Source organism: Piscinibacter lacus (assembly GCF_016735685.1).
GTDB lineage: Bacteria > Pseudomonadota > Gammaproteobacteria > Burkholderiales > Burkholderiaceae_C > Aquariibacter > Aquariibacter lacus.
Map to the genome: position 1 here is coordinate 374689 of NZ_JAERRA010000001.1, position 14862 is coordinate 389550.

General features: G+C 72.6%; 14 protein-coding genes and 1 riboswitch. Of the genes, 5 read left to right on the top strand and 9 right to left on the bottom strand.

The features are described 5' to 3' along the window. Positions 1–327: 327 nt before the first annotated feature. From JI742_RS01755 to JI742_RS01770, 4 genes are all read right to left on the bottom strand, one after another. Entirely contained in the window at positions 328–741 is a 414-nt protein-coding gene (locus tag JI742_RS01755; RefSeq protein ID WP_201823428.1) for a DsrE family protein, read from the bottom strand. Between the two features lie 39 nt (positions 742–780). Further along, entirely contained in the window at positions 781–969 is a 189-nt protein-coding gene (locus JI742_RS01760; RefSeq protein ID WP_201823429.1) for a YgaP family membrane protein, read from the bottom strand. A gap of 74 nt (positions 970–1043) precedes the next feature. Then, complete coding sequence (locus JI742_RS01765) at positions 1044–1718, bottom strand: Crp/Fnr family transcriptional regulator (protein WP_201823431.1); 675 nt, start codon at positions 1716–1718, stop codon at positions 1044–1046. Positions 1719–1724: 6 nt separating this feature from the next. Further along, positions 1725–2168, bottom strand: coding sequence for a rhodanese-like domain-containing protein (locus JI742_RS01770; RefSeq protein WP_236676739.1), 444 nt, complete (start codon positions 2166–2168; stop codon positions 1725–1727). A gap of 221 nt (positions 2169–2389) precedes the next feature. Beyond that, positions 2390–2487, top strand: a riboswitch (cyclic di-GMP riboswitch). Positions 2488–2533: 46 nt separating this feature from the next. Between JI742_RS01770 and JI742_RS01775 the strand changes: the two genes are divergently transcribed. Further along, positions 2534–4105 carry a S8 family peptidase gene (locus tag JI742_RS01775; protein WP_201823435.1) on the top strand — a complete coding sequence of 524 codons (1572 nt, stop codon included), beginning with the start codon at positions 2534–2536 and terminating at the stop codon, positions 4103–4105. Between the two features lie 60 nt (positions 4106–4165). Here JI742_RS01775 and JI742_RS01780 read toward each other — a convergent pair whose 3' ends face one another. Further along, positions 4166–4765: a LuxR C-terminal-related transcriptional regulator gene (locus JI742_RS01780; protein WP_201823439.1), complete on the bottom strand. Its 600-nt coding sequence runs from the start codon at positions 4763–4765 to the stop codon at positions 4166–4168. 50 nt (positions 4766–4815) lie between these two features. On the opposite strand from JI742_RS01780, the gene JI742_RS01785 reads away from it, so the two are divergent. Both JI742_RS01785 and JI742_RS01790 read left to right on the top strand, forming a co-directional pair. After that, positions 4816–7056 carry a CHASE domain-containing protein gene (locus tag JI742_RS01785; protein WP_201823442.1) on the top strand — a complete coding sequence of 747 codons (2241 nt, stop codon included), beginning with the start codon at positions 4816–4818 and terminating at the stop codon, positions 7054–7056. 110 nt (positions 7057–7166) lie between these two features. Further along, complete coding sequence (locus JI742_RS01790) at positions 7167–7328, top strand: hypothetical protein (protein WP_201823445.1); 162 nt, start codon at positions 7167–7169, stop codon at positions 7326–7328. A 31-nt stretch (positions 7329–7359) separates the two neighbouring features. Here JI742_RS01790 and JI742_RS01795 read toward each other — a convergent pair whose 3' ends face one another. The 4 genes from JI742_RS01795 to JI742_RS01810 all read right to left on the bottom strand — a co-directional run bounded on the left by JI742_RS01795 (position 7360) and on the right by JI742_RS01810 (position 12136). Further along, positions 7360–8397, bottom strand: coding sequence for a glycosyltransferase family 2 protein (locus tag JI742_RS01795; protein WP_201823448.1), 1038 nt, complete (start codon positions 8395–8397; stop codon positions 7360–7362). A 1-nt stretch (position 8398) separates the two neighbouring features. Then, entirely contained in the window at positions 8399–9850 is a 1452-nt protein-coding gene (locus JI742_RS01800; RefSeq protein ID WP_201823451.1) for an O-antigen ligase family protein, read from the bottom strand. 85 nt (positions 9851–9935) lie between these two features. Next, a complete protein-coding gene (locus JI742_RS01805; protein ID WP_201823454.1) occupies positions 9936–10601 on the bottom strand; it encodes a P-loop NTPase family protein in 666 nt (221 codons plus the stop codon). Further along, a complete protein-coding gene (locus JI742_RS01810) occupies positions 10598–12136 on the bottom strand; it encodes a GumC family protein (protein ID WP_201823457.1) in 1539 nt (512 codons plus the stop codon). The genes JI742_RS01805 and JI742_RS01810 overlap by 4 nt, the downstream gene beginning before the upstream one ends. A gap of 285 nt (positions 12137–12421) precedes the next feature. On the opposite strand from JI742_RS01810, the gene JI742_RS01815 reads away from it, so the two are divergent. Both JI742_RS01815 and JI742_RS01820 read left to right on the top strand, forming a co-directional pair. Continuing rightward, positions 12422–13567, top strand: coding sequence for an acyltransferase family protein (locus tag JI742_RS01815; protein WP_286184006.1), 1146 nt, complete (start codon positions 12422–12424; stop codon positions 13565–13567). Positions 13568–13607: 40 nt separating this feature from the next. Then, positions 13608–14846: a glycosyltransferase gene (locus JI742_RS01820; RefSeq protein ID WP_201823462.1), complete on the top strand. Its 1239-nt coding sequence runs from the start codon at positions 13608–13610 to the stop codon at positions 14844–14846. Positions 14847–14862 lie beyond the last annotated feature (16 nt).

A 14862-nucleotide genomic window follows, 5' to 3' on the forward strand; every position in this document is an offset into this window, starting at 1 on the left:
GCGCGCAGACACGCCGACACCCTCCGCAGAAGGGGCGGCTCAGGGCGTGAAACAGGGGTGCCGGGCAGCAAGACCGCCCTCGCAGACTTGGCGTGCCTTCCTTCGGCCGGATGGATCCGAAATGAAGGGCTGGGAGCCGCAGGCTTTGCGACGTCTGAACGAGTGCTTCTCAAAAACGCAGGAAGCGCCAATGAGTATGCCGCGAGGCACCGACTCGGTGCCTCGCGGCATGCCCCAGGGAAACCGGGGGCAGGACGGCCGCGTCATCCAAGCTTCGGCGGCCGGGCAGCCGCCGGATCAGGCCCATCCCATGGGCCTGAGGGTCGATCAGAAGGCCAGGGTCTTGACGTCCGGCTTCAGCAGGTGGGCAGCCACGTCGGCCGGCTGGGCGGGCGTGACGCCGGCCAGCAGTTCATCGGCCGCGCGGCCGGTGTTGGGCAGGTAGAGCGCGCAGACCTCGACCCGCGCGCCGTTCTTCACCAGGCCCTGCAGCATCTGCTGCGGGCTCACGCCCTTGGGCTTGAGCGGGGCCGAGGGGCTGCTGCGCAGCGCCAGGTCGGCCGCTGCATCGCAGAGCAGCACGCGCACGCCGGCCTTCTGCTGCAAGGCCTGCATGGCCAGCACCAGGCCGGCGCCCTGCGCCATGGCGCTGCCGCTGTGCAGGGAGACAAAGAGTTCTTCGGCCTGGGCCGAGGCGAGGCTGGCGGCCAGCAGGGCCGCGCCGATGAGGGAGTGCTTCATGAAGGTTCCGGTGAGGGGAGGGGAAAGGATGCGGGCGCCTCAGCGGCGCTTGCAGCTTGTCCAGCCGAAGGGCAGGTAGGCCGGGCACCAGCGGATCAGGCCGGTGGCCAGAGGCAGCACACCGAGGTAGCCCCAGGCGCCGATCACGCCGCCCGCGGCCAGGCCGATCAGCAGCAGGCCGACGAGGATGCGCAGCAGGCGGTCGATGCCGCCGACGTTGGAAGTCATGCAGGGTCTCCAAGCAAGGCCCAGTGGGGCCGGTCGCCCGAGCATCGCCGCCGCGCCCGGCGGCGTCGGTGACCTCAGTCCCCCAGCCCGCCGCCGGCCAGGGCGCGCAGCGCAGCCGGGTCGAGCACGGTGATGCGCTCGCGGCCCAGGCGCAGCCAGCCTTGCTGCTCGAATCGCCGCAGCAGGCGGCTGACGATCTCGCGCACGGTGCCGATCTCGTCCGCCAGGGCCTGGTGGGTCAGGCCCAGCACCGGGCCGCGGCCGAGCAGGGCGCTGGCCAGGCGCTGGTCCAGGCGCTGGAAGGCCACCGCCTCGACGAGCTGCATCAGGTCGGCCAGGCGGCCGGCCAGGGTGCCGATCAGGGTGCTGCGGAATCCGGGATGCGCCAGCCAGCGCTCCAGCCCCGCGCGTTGCAGCATGAGCAACTCGCAGGGCTGGGTGCTGATGGCATGCGCGAACAGCGGCGCGCCGTGTTGCAGGCAGGCGGTCGAGACCACGCAGATCTCGCCGGGCAGCACGCGGTAAAGCTCCAGCGTGCGGCCCTGCGGCGAGCCCCGCGCCACGCGGATCTCACCGGCCAGCAGCAGCGGAAAGCCGCCGCAGCGCCCGCCCTCCTCGAACAGCAGGGTGCCGGCCGGCACGGCCATGCGCTGGGCCTGCTCGGCCAGCACGGCATCGCGCTCGGCCGGGTCGAGCTGGGCCAGGGCGGGATGCTGCCGCCAGACCTCGGGCAGCGGGGGGGCGGCCATCTCGGCTCAGCGCGGCGGCGGCACCAGCGGCCAGGCCCGCTCGGCCCAGGCCGACATGCCGCCGCTGACATAGCGCACATGGCGGAAGCCGCGCGCCTCCAGCTCGGCCAACAGGGCCTTGGAGCGGTTCTGCGTGTTGCAGATCAGCAGGACGGGCGTGTTCGGGTCGCTCGGCAGCTCGGCCAAACGCTGGTCGATCTGCGACAGCGGCAGCAGCCGCGCGCCGGGCGCCACGCCGCGGGCATGCTCCTCGGGCTCGCGGATGTCGATCAGCACGGCGCGGCCGGCGTCCAGCTCGGCGCGCGCTTGCTCCAGGCTGAGCGGCGGGGTCTGCGGCTCCTTGGCGCCGCAGGCCATCAGCAGGGCGGCCAGGCCCAGGCCGAGCAGCGGGCGGGCCCAGCGGCTGCGCCGGGTGGACGGGGGGAGGACAGAAGGCAGGACGATGGGCATGGCCAATTATCACCATCCGCTTATATTGAAGTGTGGCGCGGCCCCGCGACCCTGCCTGCGTCCGGGGCGACTGCCGGTGCCTGGCCAGCAGCGTGCGTCGCACGGGGGCGACGCCAGCCAGGCCATCGTCGGCCACGCGCCGGCCCGATCCGCGCATTCCTGCCGCTTCCAGCCGCGGCTTGCGGCACGGCGGCTGCCCCGGGGCGGGTCCGGGGCCTAGAGTGCAGCCTTGGCAAACCGGCGCGAAAGCCCGGGACGCAAAGCCTCCGGCCTGTCGTCCGCACCCCCCGGTGCGGGCCAAGGTAGCGGGGTTGCCGGTCCGGGTCCGTCATGCCCGGCCGGTCTCTTCCTTCTGGAGACCTGCGATGCAATCCATTCTTCGGGGCCGCTTGCGGCCCCTGTGCGGCCTCGCCGCCACCTTGCTGCTGGCGACCGCCGGCCCCGTGCGGGCCGAGACGCCGGTGCTGATTCCCGAAGAGGTCGCGCGCGGCGAACTGCCCATGCCGCCCCTGCCCGACCGCAGCGCCCGGGCGGCCGGCGGCAGCGCCCGCTACATCGTCACCCTGCGCAGCAGCGGCGCGGCCAGCACGGCCGAGGCCGAGCGTCAGGTGCGCGGTCAGTCCGGCCGCATCCGCCAGCACTTCGGCCGCGCGCTGCGCGGCTACACGGCCGAGGTGCCGGTCGCCCGGTCGGCGGCCTACATCGCCGCGCTGCGCCGCAATCCCGAGGTGCTCGCCGTCGAGCTGGACCAGCCGGTGCGCCTGCGCCAGACCATCCAGTCCGCCGCGCCCTGGGGCCTGGACCGCAGCGACCAGCGCACCCTGCCGCTCTCGGGCGCCTTCAGCTACCTGGGCAGCGGCCAGGGGGTGCGCGCCTACATCGTCGACACCGGCATCCTGGCCGGCCACCAGGACTTCGGCAGCCGCGTGCTGCCCGGCCACAGCACGGTGGCCGATGCCCACGGCAGCAGCGACTGCAACGGCCACGGCACCCATGTGGCCGGCATCGTCGGCGGCGCCACCTGGGGCGTGGCCAAGGCGGTCAGCCTGGTGCCGGTGCGCGTGCTCGATTGCCAGGGCGCGGGCATGAGCAGCGGCGTGATCGCCGGGCTGGACTGGATCCTGGCCCACGGGGTGAAGCCGGCGGTGGTCAATCTCTCGCTGGGCGGCGGCATTTCGCCCGCCATGGATGCGGCGGTGGCCCGCCTGGTGGCCGAGGGCTATGCCGTCGTCGCGGCCGCCGGCAACAGCGGCACCGATGCCTGCGGCAGCTCGCCCGGCCGGGCGCCGCTGGCCCTGACGGTGGGCGCGAGCACCGCCACCGACGAGCGCGCCAGCTATTCCAACTTCGGCCGCTGCGTGGACCTGTTCGCGCCCGGCAGCAGCATCCGCTCGGCCTATGGCACCGGCCCCACGGCCACCGCCACCATGAGCGGCACCTCGATGGCCGCCCCGCATGTGGCCGGCACCCTGGCTTTGCTGCTGCAGCGCGCGCCGGCCGCCACGCCGGCCCAGCTTGCCACCGCCCTGACCGGCGCGGCGACCCCCAGCAAGCTCAAGACGGTGGGCAGCGGCTCGCCCAATCTGCTGCTCTACAGCGCGATCAGCAGCTCGCCCATCCCGCGCAGCAGCGCAGTGGACGCGCTCTCGGGCAGCACCGCCGCCTCGGGCAAGACGGCCTGGCTGGCCACGGTGAACGTCGTCGTGCGCGACCAGGACGGCAACTACCTGCCCAAGGTCAGCGTGAAAGGCAGCTTCAGCACCGGCGGCACCGGAAGCTGCGTGACGGGCAGCACCGGCGTGTGCAGCCTGAAGTCGCCCAAGATCAAGAACGCCGTGCTCGCCACCACCTTCGGCCTGACCGGCCTGAGCGGCGGCGGCGTGGTCTACGACGCGACGCGCAACCGCAGCATCAGCCTGAGCCTGGCCCGGCCCTGAGTGGCAGCCCGCCGCCCGCCGCCGCGCGGCGCCTGGGTCCGGCCCGCTGGCGGGCGGCGCTTAGGCCCAGCCCAGCGCCCGGGCGCGGGCTGCGGCCTCGGTGCGGTTGCCGGCGTCCAGGGCCAGCAGGATGGCGGCCACATGCAGCTTGACGGTGCCCTCGCTCAGGCCGAGCTGCTGGGCGATCTGCTTGTTCGACGCGCCCTGCGCCACGGCCGCCAGCACCTCCTGCTGGCGCGGCGTCAGGTGGGGCAGGGCCAGCGAGCCGGCCGGCTCGGGCGCGGCCTCGATCTCCTCGCCCGCCAGCAGCTTCTGCAGGGCCTGCTGCATGGCGGCCGGTGCCAGCGACTTGCGCAGGAAGCCGACCGCGCCGCGCGCCCGGGCGCGGGCCGCCTCACCGGCTTGCTCGGAGCCCGAGATCACGACGATGGGCACGGCCGGATGCGCGCGGTGCAGGGCCTCGACCGGGTCGCTGTCGAAGCAGCCCGGCATGCGCAGGTCGAGCAGCAGCAGCTCGCAATCCGGGTCGGCGGACAGGCAGGCGCGGATCTCGTCGAGCGAGCCGGCCTCCTCCACCCGCGCCTCGGCCACCAGGCTGCGCACCAGGCGGGCCAGGGCATCGCGAAACAGGGCATGGTCGTCGGCGATCAGGATGCGCATGCGCCTAGCCTAGCGGCTTGACGGCGGCCGGCGCGTGCGACAGTCCCGCGATGCCCGCCGCCCCCGCACCGGATGCGCCCGAGATGGCCCGCGGCCCCCTGCTGCGGGCCGCGGCGGTCTTCGTCGTCGGCCTGCTGCTGACCCTGGCCGGCAGCCTGATGCTCTATGACGCCGCCCTGCAGCGCGAACGCCGCGGCCTGGAGGACGAGGCCAGCGCCCGCGCCCGGCAGCTTGAGCTGTCGATCGAGCTGGCGCTGGAATCGCTGCACGCCCTGCGCGCCCTGTTCGAAGCCGGCCTGCCGGTGGCGGCCGAGGGCTTCGAGCGCTTTGCCCGCGCCGAGGCTGCCCGCCACCGCGGCACCCTGGCCCTGGGCTGGGCACCGCGCGTGGCCGCGGCCGAGCGGCCGGCCTTCGAGCAGCAGCTCGCCCGCTTGCAGGGCCGGCCGGGTGCCTTCATCTTCGAATCGACCGGCCACGGCCTGCGCCGCCCGGCCCTGGCGCGGCCGGCGCACTTTCCGCTGCTGCATCTGGCGGCGGTCGAGGGCGGCGAGATCGAGCCGGGCCAGGACCTGCTGGCGCTCTCGGCGCGCCGCCTGGCCATCGAGGCCGCGCTGGCCAGCGGCCGGCCGGCGGCCACCAAGGTGCGGCGCGCCGACGCCTGGGGCGCGCCGGGCGAGCTGGTCATCCAGGTCTTCCTGCCGGTGCGCGCGGCCGAGGGCGGGCCGCAGGCGCCGCCGCGCGGCGTGGTGATGGGGGTGTTCAGCGTCAGCGAGATCCTCGGCCGCGTCTTCGACCCGGTGGCCGAGCGCCTGCGGGTCGCGATCTTCGACCGCGCCGCCCCGGCAGCCGAGCAGGCGCTCTACACCCTGGGCCTGGACGAGGGCCTGCGCCAGGAGGCCGAGCTGCGCGCGCAGGCCGGGGCCGAGGGCGGCGTGCTGCGGCTGTTCCAGTTCGCCGACCGGCAGTGGGCCGCCCATCTGCTGCCGCCGGCCGGCCGCAGCCCGCTCAGCACCCTGCTCTGGCCCATGGCCGGCCTGGGCGCCGGCCTGCTGCTGACCAGCCTGCTGGCGGTCTACCTCTTCGTCGCGCGGGTGCGCGGGCGCCAGCTCTTCATCCTGCACCGCCAGCTCGACGGCGTGCAGCAGCGCCTGATCGACGAGCAAGTGGCCGCCGAGGTGCAGCGCCGCCTGCGCGAGCAGGCCCAGGCTGCGGCCCGGGCGCGCAGCAGCTTCCTGCAAGCGGCCAGCCACGACCTGCGCCAGCCGCTGCATGCCCTGTCGCTTTACCTGAACCTGCTGGGCGATGCGCCCGAGCGCGGCCGCGACCCGGTCTTCATGGCCCAGCTTCAGCACAGCGCAGCGGCGCTGCAGGGCCTCTTCGATGCCCTGCTCGACATCGGCCGGCTGGAGAGCGGCCAGATCGAGCCGGTGCCGCGCCCCTTTGCGCTGCGGCCGCTGCTGCTGGGCCTGATCGAGGAATCGCGCGTGCTGGCCCAGCGCAAGGGCCTGCGCCTGCTCGACCGGCTGGAGGCGGTCGGCACCGTGTCGGATCCGCTGCTGATCGAACGCATCGTCCGCAACTTGCTCGTCAATGCCCTGCGCTACACGCCGCAGGGCTGGGTGGCGTTGCGCTGCCGCGTGCGCGGCGGCCGGCTGCGGCTGCAGGTCTTCGACAGCGGGCCGGGCCTGGCGCCGGCCCAGCGCCGCCGCCTGCTGGACGAGGCGGCCGGTGCCGCTTCCGCCCGCGAGGGCGCCGGCCTGGGCCTGTCGATCGTGCAGGAGCTGGCGCGCAAGCTCGGTCATCCGCTCAGCCTGCGCAGCCGGCCGGGGCGCGGCAGCGTGCTGACGCTGGAGCTGCCGCTGGCCGATCCGGCCACCGAGGGCGGCCCGCAAGCCGGCCCGGTAGCGGGCCCGCGGCCCTGGACGGCCGGCCGCGTGCTGCTGGTCGACGACGACCCCGAGGTGCGCGCCGCCACCGCCGCGCGCCTGCGCGCCTGGGGCGCGACGGTGGCCGAGGCCGGCAGCCTGGCCGAGGCGCGCCGCGTCCTGGCCGATCCCGCCCAGTCACCCGGCCTGGTGCTGCTGGACCTGCAACTGCCCGACGGCCGCGGCACCGAGCTGCTGCCGGCCTTGCGCGGGGCCGGCGGCCGGCCGCTGCCGACTGTCTGGCTGAGCGCCGATCCCGCCGCCGCCGAACTGGCCGGTGCCATCGTGCTACGCAAGCCGGCCAGCGCGCTGAAGCTGCGCTCCGCCCTGGATGCGGCGGAGCGCGCGGCGCGGTCCGGGGTCTAGTTCTGCACAGGCTTCGGGTGATTCCAACCCGAAACGCAAAACTGATCGGACAAGCATCAGATCCCCTGAAGGTTCACCATAGCGAACCTTATCAATCGAGGGAAAACACCATGACCCGCAGCACCCTGGCCGCCGTCCGCAAGGAACAGCACGCGCTTGAAGCCCGCCTGGCCCGCATGAGCGACGCCGAGCCGACCTTCCATCTGGATCGTCTGGTGCTGGCCACGGCGGCCATCTGGACCGTGTTCACCGTGGCGATGGTCGCGGCCTGAGCAGGCCGACGGAGGCCCCGATCCCCGAGGCCTACTTGTATTCGATCAGCCGCGCCGCCTGGCCGCGCCAGCGGCGCCAGGCATAGGTGAGCACGCCGGCCGATTCGGCCAGCTTGCCGAGCACGCTGTAGGCCGCGCGCAGGCGCCGCCAGGCCGGGGTGTCGGGCAGGGCATTGACGCCCGGCGGCACCGGCCGGCGCGACAGCCGCAGCCACTGCGCCAGCAGCAGCAGCGCCGGCAGCAGGCCGAGCAGCCCGCCGCCCGCGGCCACCGCCAGCAGGCCCAGGGCCGCCAGCAGGGGCAGCAGCAGCCCCCAGAGCAGGGCGCGGCGGGTCTGCGCGACGCAGTGCCGCTCCGGCGGCGCGCCATGCAGGGCCGCGCCCTCGGCATAGGCATGGCCAGCGCGGCGGTTGCGCTGCCACCACTGGCCCAGGCGGTGGATGGCCGCGTCGTGGCGGCTCATCTCAGCATCCAGCCGCCAGATGCGGCCACCGGCGGCGCGCAGGCGCACGCAAAGCTCGGGCTCCTCGCCGGCGATCAGGCTGTCGCGGTAGCCGCCGGCGGCTTGCAGGGCCGCGGCGCGCATCAGCACGTCGCCGCCGCAGGCCCGGGCCTCGCCGATGGGGGTGGCCCATTCCTCGTCGCAGAGCCGGTTGTAGACCGAGGCTTCGGGGAAGCGCTCGCGGCGCCGGCCGCAGACGGCGACGACCTCCGGCCGCCCGGCCAGGAACTGCGCGGCCTGCGGCAGCCAGTCGGCATCGATCTCGCAATCGCCGTCGATGAACTGCAGGGCCTCGGTGTCGGGCCAGCGCGCCAGGGCGTGGCGCCAGCCGGTGTTGCGGGCGCGGGCGGCGGTGAAGGGGCGGCTGAGGTCCAGGTCCAGCACCTCGGCGCCGAGGGCGCGGGCGGCCTCGGCCGAGCCGTCGGTCGAGCCCGAATCGACATAGACCAGCCGCTCACAGCCCGCCCGCAGCGAGTGCAGGCAGGCCAGCAGCCGGGCCCCTTCGTTGCGGCCGATCACGACGGCAGCGACCCGCAGCGCCAGCGGGCCGGAAGCGGCAGCCCTCATCTCATCGCACCGGCGTGGGGCCGGCGGTCCAGAACACGCGCCGCAGCGCGGCCGCGAGGCCGGCCATGATCCAGAAGATCTTCAGCTCCTGCGAATGGCCGCCGATGCCGCAGAGGTAGAAGGACACCAGGCAGGCCAGCAGGCAGGCGGCAAGTTCGCCCTCCCGGCTGTCGGCATCGGCGCGGGCCACCTGGAGCAGCTCGCGCAGCAGCAGGGCATAGGCCAGCATCAGCGGGATCAGGCCCAGCAGGCCGTGCTGCACCCAGATGTCGAGGTAGAGGTTGTGGGCGCGCAGCAGGTGGGCGGGTTCGTCGCCGCTGAGGTCGCGGCGCTCCCATTCGGCGCCGATCTCGCTGGTCGAGCGGGTGATGAACTGCGGGCCGTACTGCTGGTAGCCGTGGCCGAGGAGCGGCTTGTCGGCGATCAGGTCCAGGGCCATGTTGAAGATCTCGCGCCGCATCGGCGTGCTGCCCTCCTCGATGTACTCCTTGGAGGTGAAGCGTTCGATGAAGCCGGCGGGCAGCCACAGCGGCGCGGTGACGCCGGCCAGCACCGTGAGGGCGATGACGGGCGCGAGCGCGATGCGCCGCATCCAGACCAGCAGCAGGATCGCGCCGGCCAGGCCGACCATGGGCGTACGGGTGTAGGAAAAGATCAGGCCGGCGAACTGCAAGAGGGCGGCCCCCGTGACCGCGGCTCGGATCCACAGGCCGGGGTAGGCCCGCCACCAGTAGAGGCACAGCGGCAGCGCGGTGGCCATGGTGTAGCTGAACCAGTTCGCATCGCCGATGCCGCCGGTCACCCGCTTGATGACGGTCGACAGGGAGTTGTCGTCCACGTGGGCGCCCAGGCCGATGCCATCGAAGGCCAGTTGCACGCCCGGCAGGAAACGCTCGACCATGGCCAGGCCGGCGGCCACGGTGGCAGTGAGCGTCAGCGAAGCCGCCGCCACCGTCAGCCCGCGCCGGGTGACGGCCAGGTTGGCCACCAGCAGGTAGGGCAGGAACATCACTGCGTACTTGCCGATGCCGGTGAGCGAATCGTCGAAGACCGGCGTGAGCACCGGTCCCATCAGCACCACCAGGCCGAACAGGCCCAGCGGCAGCATGTGCGGGGCGAAGGTCGGCGGGATGTGCTCGCGCACCGCATGCACCAGCCAGACGCCCAGCGCCAGCAGCAGGGCCAGCTTGGACGGTGCGAGCAGGCTGATGCCGCCCGGCGAATAGCTGCCGAACAGCCAGATCACCTGCGTCAGCACGATCAGCGGCAGCGTGACCAGGGGATCGTGCAGCGTCCACAGCACGAAGACCAGCACCACGCCGACCAGCAGCACCGGCATGCCGCCGCCAGCCATCGTCAGCAGGGCCGAGACCGCGACAGCCGCGATCACCCAGGCCAGCAGGCGCCGGGTGGAATCCGGATCGGGCAGGGAATCGCTGAGCGGTCTCGACATCGGGGCGGTTCAGGACGGAGCCGGGGACCAGGATGGAATCGACCCGGCCGTGCGCCCCTGGGGGCAGCCCGGGCCGGGCGCGGCCTCAGACCGCCAGGCGACGGGTCGAGCGCGGCCAGTAGCGGCCGCAGCGGTTCAGGACGGCGCCGAGCAGGCGCGCATGGCGCCGGTCGAGCACGCCGCGCAGGTATTCGAGCGCACCGACGCGGGTCTCGTCCATCTCGATGACGGCCAGGCCGCCGTCGCTGGCGGCGATCAGGTCGATGCCCTCGGCATGCTGCAGCAGGGCCGGCACGTCCCAGATCGTGTAAGCGTAGTCCTCGCGGTCGGCCTGGGCCAGTGCGGCCAGTAGGCGGTCCGAGGCCGAGGCCAGGCCCATGCGGTCCTTGGGCGGCGAGCCTGGGCCGAGCAGGTGCAGGGCCGGCTGGCGCGCGAAGGGCTGCGAGGGCAGCGGGCTGTTCATGTCCCAGCCCCAGAGGCCCGGGCCTTCGAAGGGCAGGCCGCTCTCGTCGCGCAGCACCCGCTTGTGCAGATTGGCCTGCACCAGCAGCACCCGGCCGCCCGCCGGCTGGCCGCCGGCAAAGGCCAGGGCCAGATGCGCGGCCACCGTGCTTGCGCCTTCCTTGCCGCTGGCGCCGAAGACGACGATGTGGCGCGGACGCGGCTCGCGTGCTTCCAGCTCGCGACGCAGCCGGGTGAATTCATCGCCCAGGGTGTGGGAGCTGAGGAGGGACTTCAGGTTCACGCTCACGACCGGACCTCCGGCAGACGCACCAGCACCGGCACGCCAAGGACTTGGGCGACCCGATCCCGCGAGTGGACCGAGGGACGCAGCGCGTCACGCAGGATGAAGAAGCCCAGGCTGGCCAGCAGGCCGGCGCCGAGCGAGACAAGGAAGAGCAGCATGGCGCGCGGACGCACCGGCTTCACGCTGGCCACCGGCTCGCCGATCATGGCCACGTTCGAGATCTCGGCGGTGTCCAGCGCCTCTTGGATGCGCGCCTCGTCGAGGCGCTGGACAAAGAGGCGGTAGCTCTGCTCGGCGCTGGCGGCCTCGCGGTCGAGGCGGCGGGCCTCCTCGCCGAGCTGGGCCACGCGCTCGATCTCGGCCTCGACCTCGGACAAGGCCTCGGCCTGGCGCGAGGCCATGGCATTGACGCCGGCCAGCCGGGTGCGACGGTCGGTGAGCGCCCGCTCCAGGTCGTTGCGGGCGGGGCTGACCTCGAAGGTCTGCTGCGCGACAAAGGAAGACTGGGTGCGGGCCAGCAAGGCCTCCAGCTCCCTGATCTGCGCTTCCTCGTCCCGCACGCGCTGGCTGTTGGTCGCGAAGTTCAGGCGCAGGGTCGAGAGCACGGCCTTGCGTTCGAGGATGCGGCCCTGCAAGCTCTGCACCGCCGGGCTGACCTGCTCGACGCGCTGGGTCAGCTTCTCGGCGGGCTGCGCGGCCAGGGCCTGCTCGCTGCTGGTGATCTCGGAGGTGATCTGGCTGCGCAGCTCCTTGGTTCGGGTCAGGGCCTGAAGCGCATCATGTCGGCGCACCAGAAGCTGCTTGTGCTGCTCCTGGTAGTCCCAGACGGCATCGCGCTCGCCGAAGCTGCGGCGCTTGGCCTCGATGGCAGCCAGCTCCTCGCGCAACTCGGCCACGCGGGCTTCGAGGAACTCGGTCGAGCCGGGCGTCTTGAAGACTTTGATGTGCTCGGCCTGGTAGAGCTCCAGCAGGCGCTTGAGCACATGCACGCCAGCCTCGGGATTGGCCGCGAACATCTTCACCGAGATCACGTCCGAGCGCTTCACCGACTCGGTGCGGATGCTGCCCTGCAGGGTCAGCACGACCCGCTCGAAAGGCGTCAGCCGCTTCTCCAGGCCGATCCAGATCAGGGCTTCCGTCCAGGCATCGCGCACCGCGCGGGTCACCGTCTTGAACTGCGCCTTGATCTTCTGCAGCAGGGTCTGCGGCGGCGGTTCGGCCAGGAAGTAGTCGACGCCCAGCTCCTTGACCACGCGCTCGATGAGCGCAGGGCTGCTGAGGATCTCCAGCTCCGACATCACGTCCTCGGTGCGCTTGTAGGGCGTGGCCGAGATCTGTGCGGTGCCGGCGACCGGGGGCGGCGTCTGTTCCCGGCCCAGCTTGACGAGCAGGCTGGCCGAAACCTCGTAGCTGCTGGTCAGGAAGGGCAGGGCAATCAGCACGCCGATGCCGAAGGCCAGCACGGTGGCGAAAACCCATTTCCAGTGGCGGATGACGACGACCATGAGGCCGTCGAGGCTCACCGTCGGGACGGTCACCCGGGGGGCATCGCGAGGCTCAACCTCGGGGCTCCGGGGGGTGGTTTGGCGGTAGGCGAAAGCCAAGGGACGGACTCCGTCAGTTCTGCGAAGGTTGCTTGTACAGCACCTTCCGTGCTCAGTTACAGGCCGTCCCCCTTGAAACAGGGGGAGGCTTGCAGGAGCTTGAAAGGTGTCGTTTGCGACACTGCGCCGCGCATCGGTCGGGCTCGGCCTGCCGCTGCTTCCGCAGGCACAGGGCCTGCATGAATCGATGCGTTCTTCACGCACCCAACCGGATCGACGATGAGCAAGACGAAGGCGTCAGCGCCGCGACTGTATGGCATTCAAGGCCTTCGTGGCCTCGCGGTCCTGATGGTGTTCTCCGTTCATCTTTACGAAGTCGAACGCAAGTACAGCCATGGCCCGCGCCTGCTGGGCGACTGGATCCACTTGTCGAACTTCGGCCTGGATCTGTTCTTTGTGATCAGCGGTTTCGTGCTGACCTTCCTTGCCTTCGGCCACTTCGCCGAGCGGAGCTACCTCAAGTCCTACGCCTACAACCGGGTGACCCGGGTCTATCCGACCTACCTGCTCTACACCCTGCCGCTGGTGCCGATCTACCTGTTCAAGCCGACGCTCTTCAATGCGACCGACGGCCACCAGGTCGACCTGTTCCGAACCTTGCTGTTGCTTCCTGACGTAACGCTTCCGCTGATTCCTGTGGCCTGGACGCTGCATCACGAATTGGTCTTCTACCTGTTGTTTGCGGGCGTGCTGCTGTTCCGCGAGACGCTGCTGCCGCGCTTCATCGCCCTGGGCTTCGTCGCCATGGCGGTGCTGGCGACGGCCGGCGCCCTCATCCCGCGGGCCGAGCAGGGCGCCTTCGCCCGCGTGCTGCTCAACCCGATCAACTTCGACTTCCTCTTCGGCATGGTCCTGGCCTGGCTGATCCACAAGGGCGAGCGCCGCGCCGCCCTGCCCTGCCTGCTGCTCGGCGTGGCCCTGGCCGTGGGCGGCTACTTCGGCTTCTATGCGCTGACGGGCGCGGACTGGATCGGCAACTACCACTCGCACCAGCTCTTCGGCCTGCCGGCCGGCTACCACGCGCTGTATGTGTTCGGCCTGCCGGCGGCGCTGGTGGTCTACGGCATCGTCGTGCTGGAGATCGAGAAGGGCTGGGTCTTCGGCCGGGCGATCGCCTGGGTCGGCGATGCCTCGTATTCCATCTACCTGACCCATGTGATGGTGATCGTGCTGGCCGGCCGCCTCTGGGGCAGCTTCGGCGTGCCGGGCTGGCCGGCGCACCTGGCTTTCCTGGCCGGCACTGTCGCTCTCGGCTTGGGCCTGGGCACCCTGGCCTACCACCTGTTCGAGAAGCGGCTGACCGGCTTCTTCCGCCAGCACGACCCCGCCCGCCGCGCCAAGCTGCGCGCGGCGGCGCAGGCCTGATGCCGCGCCGCTGCGGCCCGCGACCGGCGGGGGCTGGCGCATGAAGGTCATCGTCGTCAACGACCACCTCGTGCCCGATGGCGGGGCGGACGTGGCCGCGCTCAACAGCGCCGAGGCCCTGGCCGCGGCCGGGGCCGAGGTCACTGTCTTCGCGGCCGACCGCCTGCCCGAGGCTGACACCCGGCCGCGGCCCTACCGCATCGTCAGCACCGGCCAGGACGACCTGGCCCGCGGCCACCCCATCGGCGCCGCGCTGCAGGGCCTGTGGAATCCCCAGGCCGCGCGGGCCCTGCGCGCGCTGCTGGCCGCGCACGACCCGGCCGACACCGTGGTGCATGTGCACAGTTGGACCAAGGCCCTGTCGAGCAGCATCTTCCCGGTCGCGCCGCAGGCCGGCTTCAAGCAGTTGCTGACGGTGCATGAGTACTTCTCGGTCTGCCCGAGCGGCATGCTCTTCAACTCGCAGACGCGCCGGATCTGCACGCTCCAGCCCATGTCGCTGGCCTGCCTGGCCACCCACTGCGACGCGCGCCGCTATGCGCACAAGCTCTACCGCGTCGCCCGCCATGCCGTGCAGGAGCATGTCGGCCGCCTGCCGCGGCAGGTGGACCGCTTCCTGACGATCTCCCGCCTCTCGCAGCAGCGGGTGGCCGAGCACCTGCCGCCGGGCGCGCGCTTCAGCCCCGTGCGCAACCCGATCGAGGTCGGCCCGCAGTTGCCGCCGGCCGATCCGGGCGCCGGCCGCGCCTTCGCGATGGTGGCGCGCATGTTCGCGCCCAAGGGCTGGGAGGTCTTCCTCGAAGCCTGCGAGCGCGCCGGCGTGCCGGCCCTGTGCATCGGCGAGGGCCCGGACCGCGCCGCCTTGCAGTCCCGCTTCCCGGCCGCGCGGTTCACCGGCCAGCTCGACCGCGCCGGCGTGGTGGCGGCCGTGCGCTCGGCACGCGCCCTGGTGCTGCCCTCGCGCTGGGTCGAGACCCAGGGCATGGTGATCGCCGAGGCGGCGGCCCACGGCATCCCGGGCCTGGCCTCCGACGTGTGCGGTGGCGGCGAGGCCATCGAGCCGGGTGTCAACGGTTTCATCTTCCCGAACGGCGATGTCGCGACACTTGCGGCCCAGTTGCGTCGCCTGGCCGACGACGATGCGCTGGCCCGCCGCCTCGGGGCCGAGGCCTACCGCCGCTTCTGGGCCGATCCGCCCACCCATGCGCAGCATGCCCGCGAGCTGCTGCAGGTCTACCGCGAGCTGCTCGACGAGCGGGCCGCGGCTCCCGTTTTCTGAATGCACCCCTTCCCGG

Coding starts and splice junctions, on each gene's coding strand:
- JI742_RS01765 (WP_201823431.1), bottom strand. CDS start 1,718: ATGGCCGCCCCCCCGCTGCCCGAGGTCTGGCGGCAGCATCCCGCCCTG.
- JI742_RS01780 (WP_201823439.1), bottom strand. CDS start 4,765: ATGCGCATCCTGATCGCCGACGACCATGCCCTGTTTCGCGATGCCCTG.
- JI742_RS01795 (WP_201823448.1), bottom strand. CDS start 8,397: ATGAGGGCTGCCGCTTCCGGCCCGCTGGCGCTGCGGGTCGCTGCCGTC.
- JI742_RS01785 (WP_201823442.1), top strand. CDS start 4,816: ATGCCCGCCGCCCCCGCACCGGATGCGCCCGAGATGGCCCGCGGCCCC.
- JI742_RS01790 (WP_201823445.1), top strand. CDS start 7,167: ATGACCCGCAGCACCCTGGCCGCCGTCCGCAAGGAACAGCACGCGCTT.
- JI742_RS01815 (WP_286184006.1), top strand. CDS start 12,422: ATGAGCAAGACGAAGGCGTCAGCGCCGCGACTGTATGGCATTCAAGGC.
- JI742_RS01775 (WP_201823435.1), top strand. CDS start 2,534: ATGCAATCCATTCTTCGGGGCCGCTTGCGGCCCCTGTGCGGCCTCGCC.
- JI742_RS01800 (WP_201823451.1), bottom strand. CDS start 9,850: ATGTCGAGACCGCTCAGCGATTCCCTGCCCGATCCGGATTCCACCCGG.
- JI742_RS01820 (WP_201823462.1), top strand. CDS start 13,608: ATGAAGGTCATCGTCGTCAACGACCACCTCGTGCCCGATGGCGGGGCG.
- JI742_RS01760 (WP_201823429.1), bottom strand. CDS start 969: ATGACTTCCAACGTCGGCGGCATCGACCGCCTGCTGCGCATCCTCGTC.
- JI742_RS01770 (WP_236676739.1), bottom strand. CDS start 2,168: ATGCCCATCGTCCTGCCTTCTGTCCTCCCCCCGTCCACCCGGCGCAGC.
- JI742_RS01755 (WP_201823428.1), bottom strand. CDS start 741: ATGAAGCACTCCCTCATCGGCGCGGCCCTGCTGGCCGCCAGCCTCGCC.